The organism is Lawsonibacter celer (assembly GCF_014281125.1).
Taxonomy (GTDB): Bacteria; Bacillota; Clostridia; order Oscillospirales; family Oscillospiraceae; genus Lawsonibacter_B; species Lawsonibacter_B celer.
The window spans coordinates 567,968-585,872 of record NZ_JACOEA010000001.1 but is presented as its reverse complement, the minus strand read 5'-3'; the positions used below and the strand labels follow the sequence as shown (position 1 = coordinate 585,872).

The window sequence follows — 17,905 nt, the reverse complement described above, 5'->3', positions numbered from 1 at the left end:
GTAGGATATCCTATACCAATGAACAGGAGGAACTGCAATGAAGCAGGACATGATTCTGATACTGGATCTGGGCAGCGAGGAAAATCCCCGCCTGGCCCGTGAAATTCGAGCCCTGGGCGTCTACAGTGAAATCTATCCCCATGATATTACCGCAACAGAGCTGGCCGCCCTGCCTAATGTGAAGGGCATTATCCTCAACGGAGGCCCCAACCGCGTAGTGGACGGCGTGGAGATTGATGCGGCGAAGGAAATCTACAACGCGCCGGTCCCGGTGCTTCTGGCCGACCACAAGGGGGACAAGCCCTGGCCGGCGGATGAGGCGGAGCGCATGGAAGCGCTGCGCAATTTCGTTTTCGGCGTGTGCGGCGCCCAGGCCAATTGGAACATGGAGAACTTTATTGCAGACCAGGTGGAGCTCATCCGCCGGCAGGTCGGGGACAAAAAGGTGCTGCTGGCCCTCTCCGGCGGGGTGGACTCCTCTGTGGTGGCGGCGCTGCTCATCAAGGCGGTGGGCAAACAGCTCACCTGTGTGCATGTGAACCACGGCCTGCTGCGCAAGGGAGAGCCGGAGCAGGTGGTCCGGGTGTTCCGGGACGAAATGGACGCCAATCTGATCTATGTGGACGCGGTGGACCGTTTTCTGGACAAGCTCTCCGGCGTGGCCGACCCGGAGGCCAAGCGGAAGATTATCGGCGCGGAATTCATCCGGGTGTTCGAGGAGGAGGCCCGCAAGCTGGACGGCATCGCCTTCCTGGGCCAGGGCACCATCTATCCGGACATCATCGAGTCGGGCACCAAGACCGTCAAGGCGGTCAAGAGCCACCACAACGTGGGCGGCCTGCCCGAGGACCTGGACTTTGAGCTGGTAGAGCCCCTGAAGATGCTCTTCAAGGACGAGGTGCGCGCCTGCGGCAAGGCCCTGGGCCTGCCCGACTCCATGGTCTACCGCCAGCCCTTCCCCGGCCCGGGCCTGGGGGTGCGTTGCCTGGGGGCTATCACCCGCGACCGGCTGGAGGCGGTGCGGGAGGCCGACGCCATCCTGCGGGAAGAGTTTGCCGAAAACGGCCTGGAGGGCAAGGTATGGCAGTATTTTACCGTGGTGCCCGACCTGAAGTCTGTGGGCGTGCGCGACGGAAAGCGCGCTGACGAGTGGCCCTGTATCCTGCGGGCGGTCAATACTGTGGACGCCATGACGGCCACGGTGGAGGACGTGCCGTTTGCTCTGCTGCAGAAGATCACCGCGCGCATTACCAGCGAGGTGAAGGGGATCAACCGAGTCCTCTATGACCTGACGCCCAAGCCGACTGGCACAATCGAGTGGGAATAATTTATAAAGAGCTGACCGGGCCTGTGTCTGGTCAGCGCTTTTTGGGGTTTTCCAACTATCCCCTTGACAGATTTCGGAAAGAGAATATAATAGAAGCATAAGTGGCATATGTCAAAAATACAAGGGGTGAGCATGCTGCCCAGACCAAGAAAATGCAGAAAGGTCTGTTCTCTTCCGAGAAATACAGAGTTTTTGCCTGCCAATGGGGCGGAGAATCAGCCGCCGGTCATTTTAGGGGTTGACGAGTACGAGGCGCTGCGTCTGATTGATAAAGAGGGGCTTTCCCAGGAACAGTGCGGTGCCTATATGAAGATCGCCCGGACTTCAGTGCAACAGATCTATACCGACGCCCGTAAAAAGATTGCGGACATGCTGGTGGAGGGCCTGCCGCTGCGGATTGAGGGGGGAAACTACCGGCTTTGTGACGGAACAGAATCGACCTGCGGCGGTGCAGGCTGCCCAAAGTATCCCGAGTGCCGCACAACAAAACGACAACAACCAACAGGAGGGGAACCCATGAAAATCGCAGTCACCTATGAAAATGGCCAGGTATTTCAGCATTTTGGCCATACGGAACACTTTAAAATCTATGAAGTAGAACAGGGTAAGGTAGCTGCCTGCGCTGTAGTGGATACCAACGGCAGCGGTCACGGTGCTCTGGCCGGATTTCTGCGGGACCAGCAGGTAGATACCCTGATCTGCGGTGGAATTGGAGGCGGAGCCCGCAGTGCGCTGGATGCGGCTTCCATTCAAGTTTACGGCGGTGTATCGGGGAACGCGGATCAGGCGGTGGAGGCCCTGCTGCAGGGGAACCTTCACTTTGATCCCGATGCAGCGTGCAGCCATCACGAGGAGGGGCACGGGCACAGTCATGGCCATACCTGTGGGGAACACGGCTGCGGCGAGCACCCCTGCGGCACATAATTTATTTTTGTTAGCAGCAGTCTGGAATCCAGGCTGAGACTAAAAATCAATTTATTGGAGGGAAAAATATGGAAAAATGGAAATGTTCTGTCTGTGGTTACGTCCACGAAGGTCCCCTGTCCGCTGATTTCACCTGCCCCGTATGCAAGCAGCCCGCCAGCGCCTTTGTAAAGGTTGAGGAGCCCAAGAGTCCCTATGCAGGCACAAAGACGGAAAAGAACCTCTGGGAGGCCTTCGCCGGCGAATCGCAGGCACGCAATAAATATACTTACTTTGCCTCGGTGGCAAAAAAGCAGGGGTTTGAGCAGATTGCGGCCCTGTTCCTTCAGACTGCGGAGAATGAAAAGGAACATGCCAAGCTGTGGTTTAAAGCACTGGGCGAACTGGGGGAGACCGCTGAGAATCTGCTCCATGCCGCCGAGGGTGAGAATGCGGAGTGGACCGATATGTATGCCCGTATGGCCCGTGAGGCAGATGAGGAGGGCTTCCACGATCTGGCGGAGCAGTTCCGCGGCGTGGCGGCCATCGAGAAGAGCCATGAGGAACGCTATCGTGCCCTGCTGAAGAACGTGGAGACCAAGGCTGTCTTTGAAAAGAGCGATGTGCAGATTTGGGAGTGCCGCAATTGCGGCCACATTGTGGTTGGCACTAAGGCGCCCGACGTGTGCCCCGTGTGCAAGCATCCCCAGAGCTACTTTGAAGTTCGGAAAGAAAATTATTGATAGGAGGCTTTTATCATGAAAACGAAATTTTATATCTGCCGGCACTGCGGCAACCTCATCGGCATGATCCATGACGCAGGCGTTCCTGTGGTCTGCTGCGGTGAAAAGATGGAAGCCCTGGTTCCCAACACGGTGGAAGCCAGCGGTGAAAAGCACCTGCCTGTTGTTGCGGTGAAGGACGGCGTGGTCCATGTTTCCGTCGGCTCCGTGCCCCATCCCATGATTCCGGAGCACAGCATCCAGTGGGTGTACCTCCAGACGGAAAACGGCGGTCAGCGCAAGGCCTTGAATCCCGGTGACGCGCCTGAGGTGGAGTTCCGGATCGGCAGTGAAAAGCCGGTCGCGGTCTATGCCTACTGCAATCTCCACGGCCTTTGGATGGCCGAAGTGTAACAAACAGGGATACGCAATGCCTGCTGGTGTCAACCGGCAGGCGTTTTATATTTCACGCAGAGAGATCGTACCATGAGTCACTGGTACAACAAGAAATTCGGGGGTGCCTCCGATAAGGCACCTCCGAATTTTCTATATTCCATAGCCCTCCAGACCGTATTTCTGCAGCTTGCGGTAGAGCATTGCCCGGGTAATGCCCAAGGCCGCTGCAGCTGCCGTTCGATTTCCACAGGAGGTGTGCAGCGCCTGAATCACGGCTTGGCGTTCAGCCTGCTCTTTGGCTTGGCGGATGGTCGCGGCACCTGTGCCGGAATGCTGGTCCGGCCGCAGGGACTTGCGTTGGAAGTATCCCTCAAAATGCCGCCAGGTCAAGGTATCCATCCAAGCTGCGTTCATCGCCCGCTCGATCACATTTTGCAGCTCCCGTACATTGCCGGGCCAATCGTATTCCTTCAGCCGATCCTTTACCTGCCCGGAGATGCCGGGCACAGCCATACCCAGCTGTGTATTCAGCCGTTCCAGAAGATAGTCGGCAATTGCGGGGATATCCTCTTTTCGCTCCCGGAGCGGGGGCACCTCCATGGAGACCACATTCAGCCGGTAAAACAAATCATCACGGAACTGGCCGGAGCGGACCAGTCGGTCCAGCGGGACATTGCTGGCCGCAATGATGCGGCAGTCCACCGGGATGGTCTCCACACCGCCCACAGGCTCTACCTCGCGCTCCTGGAGCACGCGCAGCAGCTTGGGCTGAAGCTGAAGTGGAAGCTGGTTGATCTCATCCAGAAACAGCGTCCCGCGGTCCGCCAGCTGAAATTTTCCCTTTTTCCCATGCCGGCTGGCGCCGGTAAAGGCGCCGGAGGCGTAGCCGAACAGCTCGGACTCCAGCAGCTCGGAGGGAATGGCGGCGCAGTTGATTTTGATGAAGGGCTGCGCGGCTCTTGGGCTGAGCGCGTGGATGGCATGGGCGACCAATTCCTTGCCCGAACCGGTCTCACCCTGGATAATTACCGTGGAGGCGGAGCGCGCAGCCTGATGGATGGCGGTCTTTAAGGCGTAAATCCCCGGACTGCTTCCGATGATATTGGCAATGGAGTACTTGGCGCCCTGGATCTCGGCCAATTCCTTGTGATAATAATTGAGCTTATGAAACAGCTCGTCTGTCTTGGCGGAGAACCCCATAAACTCATCCATGCCCTGAAGAGAGGCCACCGTAAAGCAGCCGATGATTTCGCCTTCATGGAACAAAGGCGTATAGGAGCACAGCAGATGCAGCTCTTCTCCGCGGTTGTTGTGGACGGTGACCAGCTCGCCGGAGCGGGATTTGCCGTCCCGCAGGACTTGATCCACCCGGGTGTCCGGGGTGACATCATGCACATAGAGGCCCTTTACATCGCTGAGTGACAGCCCGATCAAATCGGTCCAGCGCTGACTGACGAAGACATAGCGCCCCTGGGCATCGGAGACAATGAACCCCTCCAGCTGATTAATGAGCAGGTCAAAAAGCTGCTCCCGGGAAAAGTGATTGAGCAGGTGGGTGGAAGCCATGAGAAATCCCTCCTTTGCTCCATTCTACCGGAGGACGGACCACCTGTCAATCGGGGGTGTATAGAAAAGTAGACGTATACTTTTAGATACAAAAGTAAAAAAGGGGAGAAACGCAGGGAAAATGGAAAAAGACGTATACAAAAAGATACAAATCAATTTTTTTCTTATGACGTGCAGAGAGACAAAAGCGCTGCGGCAGAAGGGAAAACGAGGCTGGCAGATAGTTGGCATCCGGATTGCATGATTTAAGGCATAAGCATCCTTCGACATGCAATGGAACGAGAGAAAGGAGCAAAAACATGAAGGAATGGAAAATTAAAGCGCTTTACTATGGCAAGATCACAGTTCCAAAAGGAAATTTGGCCGCCGGGCTCGACCCGGACCTGATTATTGACTTTCCCTATACGGGCTATTTGCTGCAGAATGGAGAGCAGAACGTTGTCGTTGATACCGGCATCCATGAGGATCACATTGTGGACGGAAGGGCCTGGGGCGGCTGCCCGGCAGAGGGCGGCAGCAAGTATGTGCTGGAGTCTCTGGAGAAGGAGGGCCTGACCCCCAAGGATATTGACACGGTGCTTTATACGCACCTACACAATGACCACGCCGGCTGTGCGCTGCTTTTCCCGGAGGCCAAGACCTATTTCCAGAAGGACGAGTATGCCAATCTGCTCAATCCGCTGCCTACCCAGATGATCCGGGAGGACTTTGACGCCCGTACGCCCGGCGATCTGAAGCAGCTGAAGAATATCTACATGCTGGATGGAGACATGGTTCTGCCCAATGGGCTGGAGCTGTATAAACTTCCCGGACACACCTCTGGCTCCATGGCCATTGTGGTGCCCACCGCTGAGGGCCGCTACGTTCTGACCGGAGACATCCCCCACCTCTACCTGTCCCTCTTCCCCAAGAGCGACAAGTATGAGCTGCTGGGCGGGGAAATCATTGATATTACCCCTGCGCCGGACAAGATGATGCCCTACCTGTTCAACAGCGTGATTTATGACCACTATGCCGCCTTTGACAGCTACAACAAGCTGAAATGCCTGGCTGAGGACTTCGACCCTAAATGGTATCTCACCGGCCACGATCCCTGGATCATCAATCGCCACAGCTTCGGCTGAATACGCTGAGAAAGGCTCAATGCCGGGCGGCAAGCCGCCCGGGTGCACAAAAGAGAGGATCTATATATGTCCGTAAAGAAAGTGATCTTGACCGCGGCTGTCACCGGCGCGGTCCACATCCCTAGTATGTCGCCTTATCTGCCAATCACGCCGGAACAGATCATTGACGAGGCTGTGGCTGCCTATCATGCGGGTGCGGCGGTGGTCCACCTGCATACCCGCAATCCGGGGACAGGCCAGCCTACCGGAGATCCAGAGCTGATGCGCCGGGTAGTGGAGGGGATCCGTGCCCAATGCGATGTGGTGATCGGCTGCACCACCGGCGGTGCCATCGGCATGACCAATGAAGAGCGTCTGGCTGCCCTGCCTGTGGCCAAACCGGAGCTGGCCTCCTGCAATGCGGGCTCGGTCAATTTCTGCTTTGCCCCCATTGCCGATAAGATTAAAAAGCCGCTGTTTGACTGGGAGATTCCCTTTGTCAAAAATACCTATCAAGTCCCCTTTGCCAACACCTTTAAGGACATCGAGGAGTACATCGCTCTGATGAATCAGTACGGCACCAAGCCGGAGTTTGAGATCTATGAGGTCGGCATGCTCTCCAACGTGGCCTACTTTCTGAAGCGGGGGATGCTGAAGGCACCGGTCTATCTGCAGTTTGTAACCGGCGTCATGGGCGGAATCCCGGCCAACATGGACAATCTGCTCTTTCTGCTCAATACGGCTATCAGGGTGCTGGGGGAAGGTAATTTCGTCTGGTCGTGCGCCGCAGCGGGAAAGGAGCAGTTCGACATTACAACCGCTGCCATGATCCAGGGCGGCAACGTCCGTGTTGGACTGGAGGACAACCTCTATATCGCCCGGGGAAAGCTGGCCAAGTCCAATGCGGAACCCATTGCAAAGATGGTTCGTATTGCCAACGAGCTTGGCCGTGAGATTGCTGCGCCAGACGAGGCCCGCGCCATCCTCGGAATCTGATCTTTATTGTATTGTTAGGAGGAATCATTATGGCAGATCTGAGAAAAAAGAGAGTCATTACCGCCGCCCTGTGCGGCTCCTGGCCCACCCGTGACATGAATCCTGCGGTGCCCTATACGCCGGAAGAAATCGCAGAAGAAGCCTATCGCTGCTGGAAGGCGGGGGCTGCCATTGTGCATATCCATGTCCGTGAGCCGGATGGGACGCCCTCGATCCGCTATGAGCTCTACGAGGAAACCATCCAGCGCATTCGCGCCCATAAGGACTGCGACGTGTGCCTCAACATCACCAGCTCCGGCACAGTGGACGGCGTGGATGAGGACCGAATTGACCCCATCCGCCGGCTGCTGCCCGAACTGGCGTCTTATGATGCCGGAACGCTGAACTGGCAGAACCGCACCATCTTTGAGAACCATCCCCGCTTTCTGGAGAAGCTGGGCCATGCCTTGCAAGAGGTAAATGTGAAGCCGGAGATCGAGGTCTTTGACGCCGGCATGATCTACAACACCATTTACTACATGAAAACCGGAGTGCTCAAGGCGCCCTGCCATTATCAGTTTGTGCTGGGCTGTGCCGGCGGTATGACCAGCACCGTGGAGAATCTGGTCCACCTGAAGAGCATTCTGCCGGAGGGATCCACCTGGGCCGCCTGCGGAATCTCCTCCGGCCATCTGCCTATTATGATGGCCACCATCGCTATGGGCGGCCACCTTCGGGTGGGGCTGGAAGACAACCTGTATCTGGATCGCGGCGTGTTGGCCAAGTCCAATGTGGATTTGGTGGAGCGCGCAGTCAAGCTGCTGAAGCTAAACAATCTGGAGCCTGCCACGCCGGACGAGGCGCGGGAGATCTATGGATTGACCAGAAAGGTGTTTTAAACAGCAAGGGCCTCCGGCATCTGCCGGAGGCCCTTGCTTCTATGCTTATTTCCGGTGGGTGATCTCATGGCGCTTGGGGCCGGTGGAGACCATGGTGATGGGATAGCCGATGCGGGCCTCAATAAAGTCCACATAGGCCTTTGCCTGTTGGGGAAGGGCGTTGTAATCCGTGATGCCGCGGATGTCGCACTTCCAACCGGGCAGCGTCTCATACACCGGCTTGGCCCGGTCGAGAAGGGCGGGAACCGGGAACTGATCGGTGACCTTACCGTCGATCTCATAGCCCACGCAGACCTTGATCTCGTCCAGATAACCCAGGCAGTCGATGGCGGTGAGCACCACCTGGGTAGCCCCCTGTACCATACAGCCGTACTTGGTGGCCACCGCGTCAAACCAGCCCACTCGGCGGGGGCGGTGGGTGGTGGCGCCGTACTCGCCCGCGTCGCCGCCGCGGCGGCGCAGCTCCTCCGCCTCTTCTCCGAAGAGCTCACTGGTGAACACGCCGGCACCCACGGCGGAGGAGTAGGCCTTGGAGACCACTACCACGTCCTCAATGGCGGTGGGGGGCACGGCGCCGCCCACGGTGCCGAACCCGGCCAGGGTATGGGAAGAGGTAGTCATGGGGCAGATGCCCAGGTTGGGGTCCTTCATGGAGCCCAGTTGGCCCTCCAGCAGAATCTGCTTGCCCTCGGCCAGGGCCTGATGTACAAAGGTCACCGCGTCGCCCACATAGGGAGCCAGCGCCTCCCGGTAGCCCATCAGCAGATCAAACAGCTCCTTGGGCTGCAGCAAGGGCTTGTGGTACAGGTGCTCCATCAGCACGTTCTTGAGCTGACAGATATGCTCCAGCTGGCCCATGAGGCGCTCCTCATTCCACAGGTCCGCCACCTGAATACCGATCTTTGAATATTTGTCTGCATAAAAAGGGGCGATACCGGACTTAGTGGAGCCGTAGGCCGCGCCGGCCAGACGCTCCTCCTCATAGGTGTCCAGCAGCACGTGATAGGGCATCAGAAGCTGGGCCCGCTGGTCCACGATCATGTTGGGAGCGGGGACGCCGCCGTCCTCCAGGGCCTTTAGCTCGGCAATGAATTTCGACACGTCCAGCGCTACGCCGTTGCCGATGATATTGGTGGTGTGGGGGTAGAAGACCCCCGAGGGGAGCAGATGAAGCGCAAATTTACCATAGTCGCAGATGATGGTGTGGCCTGCGTTCGCTCCGCCTTGAAAGCGGATGACCACATCGGAATGTTCGGCGAACATGTCGGTGATTTTGCCTTTTCCCTCGTCGCCCCAGTTCGCGCCCACGATTGCTTTGACCATAGCGTTCCTCCTGCCGCGGGGATTCGCACATTGGCCTTTTCCCGCGCGCAACTGCCATGCCCACAGCGCGGCGGGACACAGCAAGGATATTATAGCGCGGCTTTTGCCCGGTTGCAAGGCATTGAATGCAGAAAATGGGCAAAAAAGGCGAGGGACTTATGCGGGAGCAGGGTGGTCCCCGGGAAATGGAATAGGAAACGCTGGGATGCCTTCGGCATAGGGGGCGATGGAATAGAGCGGGAAAAAGACCGAGATGCCCTCAGAAGTGAGATAAAAGTGCTCCGGATCAAAGGCTGGGGCCAGGCGGTGCTCCCAGTCGTCGGCAAAGAGAGAGTCGCCGGCTTTGACCCGGGACTCGATTTGACGGCAGATTTCCGAGAAGATCTGCCTGCGCCAGCGGCTGTGCGGGGGGAAAAAGGTGTGCAGCGCCCGGGGCGTGCCCTCGGGAACCTGCCAGGTATCCCCGTGCCGCACGGTGAGGCCGTGGGCCCCTCCGGTGTATTCGTAGGCGTCGAGATACAGACTAAGAAGCCCATCCTGCTGGTAAGTGACGGAATAGGTCAGACGGGCTTCCCAGCTGCGGAACAGGTGGGAGGCCTCCCGGGCAGATCGGGCGGCGGCCTGCGCCTGGGCGTAGAGACGGCCCTCCCAGCGCCTCTTCCACTGCTCGGCGATTTGGTGGTAATACCGGCCGATCCGCCGCAAGCCGGGGGGTGTGTCGGGCAGCTTTGGAAATTGCAGAGAGAGATGGAGTATGGGCTCGTCTTCCCAGCACAAGACGCGTTTCCACACCTCGGTCTCGATGGAGATTGCCTCCGCCGCCATAGGAGCTTTTTTCATATTCCCGCACCTCCGCTGAAAATAGACTCAGTCCAGCCTATGCCGTTTTGAAAAAAGAGTGAAAAAGTGGTTTACTTTCATACATCACTTTGATAAAATATAAAGGAAATTCACAAGATAGATAGGGAGGTCGATAACCCATGACGAAAGACGACAGGCGGGCGCGGAGCGACCTGCTGTGCGAGGCGATCCTCTCTTTGAAGGATGTGGAAGAGTGCCGGAATTTCCTTTCTGATCTGTGCACCGTGGCCGAACTAAAAGCCATGGAGCAGCGTTTTGAGGTGGCTATGCTGCTGGATGACGGAATGATCTATAACGACATCCTCGAAAAAACAGGGGCCAGCAGCGCTACCATCAGTCGGGTAAACCGTGCCCTCCAATACGGCGCGGAGGGGTATCACGCGGTTCTGCCCCGGGTGAAGGAGAGACATCAGGGCCATGGCGTATGAATTTCTGGCCGGCTGCTATGACGCGCTGACCACGGACGTGGATTATGTCTGCTGGGCGGATTATCTGGAGCGGCACTTTGCATCGGCGAAATGTCCGGTCCACACCGTGCTGGATCTGGCCTGCGGTACAGGGAGCATGACGGCAGAGCTGGCGCGCCGGGGTTACGAGATGATTGGGGCGGACCTGTCGGAGGAGATGCTCCTCCAGGCGGCGGAAAAATGCCGGGAGTTGCCGGGAGAAGCACCGATTTTTCTCCACCAGTCCATGGAAAAGCTGGACCTGTACGGCACGATTGACGCCTGTGTGTGCTGTCTGGACAGCGTGAATTATGTGACTAAGCCGCAGAAGCTGGCCCGGGCGTTTCAGAGAGTCCATCTCTTCCTGATGCCGGGTGGGGTGTTTATCTTTGATGTGAACACCCCGGAGAAGCTGAAGAATATGGATGGACAGATATTCCTGGACGAGACCGAGGACGTCTACTGTGTCTGGCGGGGGTCGTACTCCAGGCGCAGGCGCGTGTGCACCTATGGGATGGATGTCTTCCGGCTGGAGGCAGACGGACGGTGGAGCCGGGGAGAAGAGGTCCACGAGGAATACGCCTATGAGCTGGAGGAGCTGGAGGAAATGCTCCGCCAGGCGGGCTTCCGGGAGATCAGACAGTATGGAGACTTGAAGATGCGCCGGCCCAAGCCGGGCGAGGGCCGCGTCTTTTTTACGGCAAGAAAGGACTTGTAGCATATGGCGGATCAAATCATTCGGGTGTTGGCAAAGGACGCGCCCATCAAAGCTGCGGCAATTTCAGCGCGGGAGCTGGTGGAGCGTGCCCGGCAGATTCACCGCACGCTGCCCGTGGCGACGGCGGCCCTGGGGCGCAGCCTGATGGCCTGCTCAATGATGGGCAATCAGCTGAAGGAGGAGCAGGGCTCTGTGACCCTGCGGATCAAGGGCGGCGGTCCTCTGGGGGCGATTACCGCGGTCTCGGACAGTGACGGCAATGTGCGAGGTTATGTGCAGAACCCGGCGGTGGAGCTGCCTCTGCGTGGGCCCGCCAAGCTGGATGTGGGGAGCGCCGTGGGCACGGACGGCGCTCTGACCATAATCAAGGACCTGAATCTGAAAGAGCCCTATGTGGGAACCGTGCCCCTGGTATCTGGTGAGATTGCCGAGGATGTGACCGCCTATTTCGCGGAGAGCGAGCAGGTTCCCACCGCCTGCGCCCTTGGGGTGCTGGCGGATCAGGATCAGTCTGTCCTGTGTGCCGGCGGCTATCTGATCCAGCTGCTGCCCGGCGCGGATGAGAGCGTCATCGCCGCGGTGGAGCGTGGGGTGTCCCGGGTGGGATCGGTGACCGATGTCCTCAACCGGGGAGTAACCGTTCGGCAGCTGCTGGAACAGGTGCTGGAGGATTTCACGCTGGAGGTGCTGACGCAGGCACCGGTGGAATATCGCTGCTACTGCACCCGTGAGCGGGTGGAGCGGGCCCTGATCAGCATGGGACGGAGGGAACTGGAGTCCCTGATCGCGGAGCAGGGGGGAGCAGAGCTCTCCTGCCAGTTTTGCGATAAGGTCTACCACTTTGAGCGGTCCGAGCTGGAGGCTTTGCTGGCCGCCCTGTGAGGAAAAAATAAGGGAAAATTCATTTTTGGTGTTGACAACATGGGGCGGCTTTAGTATAATAATCTTCGCTGCTCGACCATGAGCCGCAGACAAGGGAGCATAGCTCAGCTGGGAGAGCGCATGCCTTACAAGCATGATGTCACAGGTTCGAGCCCTGTTGTTCCCACCAGCCGCCTATGCGGTCTTTTACGATCCCCCTACCGTGTTTGGCTCGGTAGTTCAGTTGGTTAGAACGCCGGCCTGTCACGCCGGAGGTCGAGGGTTCAAGTCCCTTCCGAGTCGCCATTTGCCTCTGTAGCTCAGTTGGTAGAGCAGAGGACTGAAAATCCTCGTGTCGTTGGTTCGATTCCGACCGGAGGCACCAAGGTCCCGGAGGATACCCGCGGGTATCCTCCGGAGGCCGCCTTTTCAGCACAGCAGGAAACATTGCGTTGCAGTGTGCATAGAGTGGCATACTGAGATGCAGGTGTAGCTCATCTGGTAGAGCGCCACCTTGCCAAGGTGGAGGTAGCGAGTTCGAGCCTCGTCACCTGCTCCAACAAAAGATAACAGGAGCAAATTTTTGCTCCTGTTATCCATAAGGCGACATAGCCAAGTGGTAAGGCAGAGCTCTGCAAAAGCTCCACCCCCAGTTCGAGTCTGGGTGTCGCCTCCAAAAAGAAAGACACGCTGAAAAGCGTGTCTTTCTTTTTGGGTTCCGGCGGCCTTTGGCCGCCTCCACCCTTCGGTGATTCCCATGCTCGGGCGAAGTGAATTCGCACTGCGCCAAGGGTTTCGCCTCCGGCAAAACCGCCTGTACGGCGCAGAGACGTCGCCCCACCGTGTGGGACTCAGTTCTTGCCGCATCTATAGTGTTTGCACAGGCCATAAAAAGCACCACACCCTGTCGGGTGTGGTGCTTTTTATAGATTCCGCAGGGAATTTCGCCTGTCCGGGCAAAGTACATTTTGGGGCCTGCGGGGATGCGCTGTGCAGAAATTGTATTCCATGGATGAAACCTGGGGTGTTCCGGGTGTGATATTATGAGTGAAAGCAGCTTTCAGGAAAGTTGGGGGCCGTTTATGAGAGAAGCGACCATATTACAAAAGCTAAAGGCCGGCGATCCCTCCGGGCTCAGCGCTCTTATGGAGCTTTACGTATCCTATGTGTCTGTTGTCGTGTGGAATATCCTTCGGGGGGCCATGTCGCCGGAGGATGCGGAGGAAGTGGTTTCCGATGTGTTTCTGGCCGCATGGACTCAGTCGGCAGATCTGGAGGACGGCCATGTAAAAGGCTGGCTCGGGGCGGTAGCCCGAAACAAGGCCAAAAACAAACTGCGGCAAATTGGCCGGGCAATCCCTTTGGAAGAAGTCGTGTTGGATATCCCGGGGATGAGCGACCCTACAGAGGATGTGGAGCGCGGCGAAGAGCGCCGGTTGGTCCGACAGGCGGTGGACTCCTTACCGGAGGAAGATCGGGAGGTATTTCTCCGCCACTACTATTACGCGCAGTCGGTACAGGAGATTTCACGCACCATGGCCCTGAACGAATCCACAGTGAAAACCAAGCTGAGACGGGGTCGGATGAAATTAAAAGAAAAATTGACGAGAGAAGGAGCGGACACATGAAACGCAATATCTCCGATTTGCTGGACGGATATGTGGAGGAGGGCGTGGAATTGTATGATGACACTCCGCTCTCCGCCTCTAGAATCAAGGAGTTGACTATGGGCAAATGGAAGCAGAGACAAAAGGAGCCGATGGTGCGGGCACGTACCCGCAGACCTCTTTTCCGGATCCTGCTGGCTGCGGCTGTCATTGTATCTCTCTGCTGCTTAACAGTGTTTGCGCTTGTAGCCTCGTTGTGGGATACGGCCAGAGAGGATATGGGCATTTCACAGGAGACACCTATTGCAGAGTGGAGAGAATATGGCGACATAGAAAGGATGGACGGGGTGCAGCAGGAGAGACAGGCAGCGCTTCTGGCCACCATGTGCTCCGGAGAGCAGCTCTATGCCTATATCGCGGCTTCGCCGGTCCCGGAGGAGGTTGCCGCAGTCCTGGCCGGGAACGACTCCCCACAGTATGAGTGGGATCTGGGTGGGACTTCTCCCGTGGGCCTGGGATGCACCTACCACACAGAACAGACTGGCTATGACCCGGAGACCCAGACGGCACTGGTTAAAGTGTATGTGCATGGGGGAGCCCTCAAAGAGGTGGAACAAATCGAACTAACGCTGACCCTGACGCACAACCTAAAGGAGTCGTCCGCATACGGTACGGTTGCGATCCCGGTGACAGACAGCCTGATGCTCAGCTGTCCGGCAGATGTGGCCGTTAAAAACACCAGGGCCCAGTTTGAAGCGGCCTGGGGCTCGCGCCCCGGAATGCCCGATATCCCAGACTATACGTCGGAGGGCAGGATCAACCGGATTACAATCTGCGCGGGGTATATTGAGGTGGCGCTTGAGACCCCCACATTGGAAGATTGGGCAGACGCATCCAATGCCGGCCTGCTGCTGGATTTGGAAAAGGCCTCTGACCTGCCAGTGATTCCGGAGCTGGAGGGCGTTCTGGTCAGGCGGATGTTCTGCGGCAGCTGGAGTGTAAGTGTCAACGAAGTTCTGCAGGGGGCGGTTCTGAATTACAGGGACGGAAGCTCGGTATTGATTGAGAAAATGCCCCGGGTCTATGCCGGAGTCTGGGTGGCATCGGAGGATGCGGATTCAGATGCCATATGGGACGGGATGCAGATCTATCAGTTTGTGCCGGAGCAGGCGTTTGATTTGGGTGCGGCAGAGTCCATTACCATTGGCGATACTAAGTACACTTTCCCCGCAATGGAAGGAAGTGATACCTGAAGGTATGGGCATGTGCCCTCCGCCTTGGCGGCATTTAAAAACTGTAATTCCCCAAGCCGGAGGCGATCAGACGGGCGGACCGTTTTATGGGGCGGTCCACCCGTCTGATTGGCATTTTGCAGAAAAAGGCGGTTCAGAATATGCAGACCTTTCCTGAGTCCATCGAACAGGAACCGCCTGGAAAACGTGTTCTGGCGAAAAAATTGTGCTATACTATAAAGAGAAAAGGAAAAGGGGGGGCGGCAGGGTGAGAAACATGGCGCCGAAAGGCGCTCTCCGCGTGCTGGAACGGCTGAACGCGGCGGGCTTTGAGGCCTATTTTGTAGGGGGCTGTGTACGGGATATCCTGCGCGGCGCGGCGCCCCATGACTGGGATATCTGCACGGCTGCCCGGCCGGAGGAAGCTGCGCAGTGCTTTGACAGTGCGCGTGTGCGGTTTACTGGGCGCAGGCATGGCACAATCACAGTTCTGGAGGACGGCATGCCCTATGAGATCACCACGTTTCGTGTGGACGGTGCATATTCCGATGGCCGCAGGCCGGACCAGGTGCGCTTTGTCAGCCGGCTGGAGGAGGACTTGGCCCGGAGGGATTTTACCATGAACGCCATAGCCATGGATGCCTCCGGCGGGATGCGAGACCCCTTTGGGGGACAGGCGGATATCAAAAACCACATCATACGATGCGTGGGCGTGCCAAACCTGCGGTTTCAGGAGGATGGACTGCGGGTGCTGCGCGCTCTGCGTTTTGCCTCAGTGCTGGACTTCCGGATGGAGGAGGAGACCGCCGGGAGCGTTCGACACAGCAGCGGTCGCCTCGCCTGCGTGGCGGCGGAGCGGATTCAGGAGGAGCTGAGGAAGCTGCTTCTGGGGAGAGCCGTAGGGCGGGTGCTCCTGGAGTACGGAGATGTGCTGTGCGCAGTTTGGCGGGAATTCTGCAGCGTGGTATTCGCGCCGGAGCTGTGGGGGCGGACGGTGCGGGCCTTGGAGCGGTCAGCGCCCGAATTGCCGGTACGGCTGACCCTTCTGCTCTTCGGACTGGAGAAAGACGCGGACGTGCGGGGGCTTTTAGACCGACTGCGGTTTGATGCGGAGACCGCCCGCTTGGTCAGTCAGCTCACGGCCCTGAGTCATGTCCGGCTGGAACCGGAGGACAAGGTGCTGCGCCGCTGGCTGAAGGAGCTGGGGCTGGGAAAGCTGCGGCTGCTGCTTGCGGTGCAGAGAGGAGCGGCGGAGACGCAAGCGGAAGAGAAGCGCGTCGACGAGGTGTCGGCGCGCGTGGCCGCTATTTTAGAGGAGGGACAGTGTTTTTCCCGGGAAATGCTCGCGGTGGACGGCCGGGATGTGACTGCGGCGGGGATTGCCCAGGGGCCGGCAGTCGGGCGCGTCCTCGATCTGCTCCTGGAGCAGGTGATGGACGGCGTTCTGCCCAACGACCGTGCCCGGCTTCTGAGCGTTCTGGCCGGACTGGACGTGTAGCCCTTGCCGCTTGACACGCGCGGAAAAAGCGGCTATCATATACTATTATTCTGAGCAAGACAGGAGAGTCGGTCATGAATGGAATCATCGACGTGGGCGGCGGGATGCGGGGCGTCTATACCGCCGGCGTCTACGACTATCTGCTGGATCACCAGATCCGCTTTGATTACTGCATAGGCGTTTCCGCCGGCAGCGCCAATATGATGTCCTATCTGGCAGGGCAACGTGGACGAAACAAACGCTTTTATGTGGACTATGCCGGCCGGCGGGACTATATGAGCTGGAGCAACTTTCTCCGAAAAGGCTCCTATCTGGACCTGGATTACATTTATTCAGCGCTGAGCAATTCGGATGGGGAAGACCCGGTGGACTATGAGGCGTTTTTGGCCTCTCCTGCCCAATATGTGGTGGTGGCGACCAACGGCCTGACCGGAGCGCCCCACTACTTTACCAAATCCGATACCCGTAAGGACGGATATGAGATCGTTAAGGCGTCCTGCGCGCTTCCCATCGCCTGCAAGCCCTATGAGATCGACGGTATCCCCTATTTTGATGGGGGCGTGGCCGATCCTGTGCCCTATAGGAAAGCGCTGTCGGACGGCTGCGACAGGATTGTGGTGCTGCTGACCCGCCCCCGGGATTTTGTGCGCGGTCCCCAGAAGCCCATGCGCGTGGCCCAGCGCGCCCTGCGCCGCTACCCCAAGGCCCTGGAGAGTCTGAAGCAGCGGCACATTCGCTACAACGAGGCTGTGTCGGAATTGAAACGGCTGGAGGCGGAAGGAAAGGCGCTGCTCCTTGCCCCGGCGGATATTGACGGCATGTCCACGCTGACCCGCAATGAGATGGCGATGGAGCGCCTGTATGGCTATGGCTATCAGGATGCCGCCAAAATTGCCGGTTTTCTGGAATCATCCAATGAAAGAGAGAGCTGACCGGAACCGGCCCCCGCAGAGGGGAACAATAAAACCGATTTTATACATCGACATGGAGACACCTGCGAAAATTCGTAAGTGTCTCTATTTTTTCCTGAAATTTTGACTTTTTATGGAGTCCCGCACCAGCAGGTAAGCATTTTTGCCCCTTACGACTGTAACTAAGCTTCGAGTTAACTGCCTGGGCGATGGCCACAGCCCAGTGCAGCTACCACATTAGTGTGGAGCACATGGGCTACTCAGTGCCATATAAGTATATCAAGCAGCGAGCAGATGTGCACATCACCCAGACCACAGTGCAGATATTTTTCACCGGCCTCTGTATCACCTCCCTTCTGAGGAGCCGTGGCCGTCTCAACCAGTACAGTACTGCAGAGAAACACTTGCTGCCGGATAACCAGTCCTACACCTCATGTTCGAGGGTGACTAAATTCGATCCACACTCCCCGTGAGGGGAGCGACATGCAGTCATACAGCTTCCGTCCCAGTTTCAAGATATTTCAATCCACGCTCCCCGTGAGGGGAGCGACAGCTGG

General features: G+C 57.8%; 17 protein-coding genes, 5 tRNA genes, 1 pseudogene and 1 CRISPR repeat array (1 of these 24 only partly in view). Of the genes and pseudogenes, 20 read left to right on the top strand and 3 right to left on the bottom strand.

All coding sequences use genetic code 11. From position 1 onward, the window contains the following. The first annotated feature begins 37 nt into the window (after positions 1 to 37). The 4 genes from guaA (at position 38) to H9Q75_RS02805 (ending at position 3,366) form a co-directional block, all read left to right on the top strand. Entirely contained in the window at positions 38 to 1,327 is a 1,290-nt protein-coding gene (gene guaA, locus H9Q75_RS02820) for a glutamine-hydrolyzing GMP synthase (protein WP_186564629.1), read from the top strand. A gap of 135 nt (positions 1,328 to 1,462) precedes the next feature. After that, complete coding sequence (locus tag H9Q75_RS12940; RefSeq protein ID WP_186565003.1) at positions 1,463 to 2,251, top strand: DUF134 domain-containing protein; 789 nt, start codon at positions 1,463 to 1,465, stop codon at positions 2,249 to 2,251. Between the two features lie 68 nt (positions 2,252 to 2,319). Beyond that, entirely contained in the window at positions 2,320 to 2,973 is a 654-nt protein-coding gene (gene rbr, locus H9Q75_RS02810) for a rubrerythrin (protein WP_186564628.1), read from the top strand. 15 nt (positions 2,974 to 2,988) lie between these two features. Then, a complete protein-coding gene (locus tag H9Q75_RS02805; RefSeq protein ID WP_186564627.1) occupies positions 2,989 to 3,366 on the top strand; it encodes a desulfoferrodoxin family protein in 378 nt (125 codons plus the stop codon). Between the two features lie 132 nt (positions 3,367 to 3,498). On the opposite strand, the gene H9Q75_RS02800 is transcribed toward H9Q75_RS02805, so the two are convergent. Further along, positions 3,499 to 4,914: a sigma-54 interaction domain-containing protein gene (locus H9Q75_RS02800; RefSeq protein WP_186564626.1), complete on the bottom strand. Its 1,416-nt coding sequence runs from the start codon at positions 4,912 to 4,914 to the stop codon at positions 3,499 to 3,501. A 299-nt stretch (positions 4,915 to 5,213) separates the two neighbouring features. Here H9Q75_RS02800 and H9Q75_RS02795 point away from each other — a divergent pair, with 299 nt between their 5' ends. The 3 genes from H9Q75_RS02795 (at position 5,214) to H9Q75_RS02785 (ending at position 7,891) form a co-directional block, all read left to right on the top strand. Continuing rightward, positions 5,214 to 6,038, top strand: a complete 825-nt coding sequence (locus H9Q75_RS02795; protein WP_186564625.1) for an N-acyl homoserine lactonase family protein — start codon at positions 5,214 to 5,216, stop codon at positions 6,036 to 6,038. A 66-nt stretch (positions 6,039 to 6,104) separates the two neighbouring features. Then, positions 6,105 to 7,013, top strand: coding sequence for a beta-keto acid cleavage family enzyme (locus H9Q75_RS02790; protein ID WP_186564624.1), 909 nt, complete (start codon positions 6,105 to 6,107; stop codon positions 7,011 to 7,013). A 29-nt stretch (positions 7,014 to 7,042) separates the two neighbouring features. Continuing rightward, positions 7,043 to 7,891, top strand: coding sequence for a beta-keto acid cleavage family enzyme (locus tag H9Q75_RS02785; RefSeq protein WP_186564623.1), 849 nt, complete (start codon positions 7,043 to 7,045; stop codon positions 7,889 to 7,891). Positions 7,892 to 7,936: 45 nt separating this feature from the next. Here the strand turns inward: H9Q75_RS02785 and H9Q75_RS02780 are convergent, their stop codons facing one another. Together H9Q75_RS02780 and H9Q75_RS02775 are read right to left on the bottom strand one after the other, a co-directional pair. Next, positions 7,937 to 9,214, bottom strand: coding sequence for an adenylosuccinate synthase (locus H9Q75_RS02780; RefSeq protein WP_186564622.1), 1,278 nt, complete (start codon positions 9,212 to 9,214; stop codon positions 7,937 to 7,939). Between the two features lie 156 nt (positions 9,215 to 9,370). Next, positions 9,371 to 10,054 carry a DUF3298 and DUF4163 domain-containing protein gene (locus H9Q75_RS02775; protein ID WP_186564621.1) on the bottom strand — a complete coding sequence of 228 codons (684 nt, stop codon included), beginning with the start codon at positions 10,052 to 10,054 and terminating at the stop codon, positions 9,371 to 9,373. 140 nt (positions 10,055 to 10,194) lie between these two features. Here H9Q75_RS02775 and H9Q75_RS02770 point away from each other — a divergent pair, with 140 nt between their 5' ends. The 13 genes and pseudogenes from H9Q75_RS02770 to H9Q75_RS12935 all read left to right on the top strand — a co-directional run. Continuing rightward, positions 10,195 to 10,503, top strand: a complete 309-nt coding sequence (locus tag H9Q75_RS02770) for a YerC/YecD family TrpR-related protein (protein WP_186564620.1) — start codon at positions 10,195 to 10,197, stop codon at positions 10,501 to 10,503. Further along, positions 10,493 to 11,239: a class I SAM-dependent DNA methyltransferase gene (locus H9Q75_RS02765; protein ID WP_186564619.1), complete on the top strand. Its 747-nt coding sequence runs from the start codon at positions 10,493 to 10,495 to the stop codon at positions 11,237 to 11,239. Before H9Q75_RS02770 ends, H9Q75_RS02765 begins: the two co-directional genes overlap by 11 nt. A 3-nt stretch (positions 11,240 to 11,242) precedes the next feature. After that, on the top strand, positions 11,243 to 12,121 hold the full coding sequence (hslO, locus tag H9Q75_RS02760; protein ID WP_186564618.1) for an Hsp33 family molecular chaperone HslO: 879 nt from the start codon (positions 11,243 to 11,245) through the stop codon (positions 12,119 to 12,121). Between the two features lie 93 nt (positions 12,122 to 12,214). Continuing rightward, positions 12,215 to 12,290: transfer RNA gene (locus H9Q75_RS02755), tRNA-Val, on the top strand. Between the two features lie 39 nt (positions 12,291 to 12,329). Beyond that, a tRNA-Asp gene (locus H9Q75_RS02750) sits at positions 12,330 to 12,406 on the top strand. A 3-nt stretch (positions 12,407 to 12,409) separates the two neighbouring features. Further along, positions 12,410 to 12,485: transfer RNA gene (locus H9Q75_RS02745), tRNA-Phe, on the top strand. Between the two features lie 98 nt (positions 12,486 to 12,583). Further along, positions 12,584 to 12,659 (top strand) — tRNA-Gly (locus tag H9Q75_RS02740). Between the two features lie 43 nt (positions 12,660 to 12,702). Then, positions 12,703 to 12,776, top strand: a tRNA-Cys gene (locus H9Q75_RS02735). A gap of 406 nt (positions 12,777 to 13,182) precedes the next feature. Next, on the top strand, positions 13,183 to 13,728 hold the full coding sequence (locus tag H9Q75_RS02730) for an RNA polymerase sigma factor (protein ID WP_186564617.1): 546 nt from the start codon (positions 13,183 to 13,185) through the stop codon (positions 13,726 to 13,728). Further along, positions 13,725 to 14,960, top strand: coding sequence for a hypothetical protein (locus H9Q75_RS02725; RefSeq protein WP_186564616.1), 1,236 nt, complete (start codon positions 13,725 to 13,727; stop codon positions 14,958 to 14,960). Before H9Q75_RS02730 ends, H9Q75_RS02725 begins: the two co-directional genes overlap by 4 nt. A 256-nt stretch (positions 14,961 to 15,216) precedes the next feature. Beyond that, the gene (locus H9Q75_RS02720; RefSeq protein ID WP_186564615.1) at positions 15,217 to 16,437 is read left to right on the top strand and encodes a CCA tRNA nucleotidyltransferase; all 1,221 of its coding nucleotides are present in this window, start codon (positions 15,217 to 15,219) and stop codon (positions 16,435 to 16,437) included. A 74-nt stretch (positions 16,438 to 16,511) separates the two neighbouring features. Beyond that, positions 16,512 to 17,369: a patatin-like phospholipase family protein gene (locus tag H9Q75_RS02715; protein WP_186564614.1), complete on the top strand. Its 858-nt coding sequence runs from the start codon at positions 16,512 to 16,514 to the stop codon at positions 17,367 to 17,369. A gap of 179 nt (positions 17,370 to 17,548) precedes the next feature. Next, positions 17,549 to 17,710: pseudogene (locus tag H9Q75_RS12935) on the top strand (Mu transposase domain-containing protein); the annotation flags it as partial. Positions 17,711 to 17,798: 88 nt separating this feature from the next. Next, positions 17,799 to 17,905: direct repeats of the CRISPR family, unit length 33 nt; unit sequence ATTTCAATCCACGCTCCCCGTGAGGGGAGCGAC (it continues 731 nt past the right edge of the window).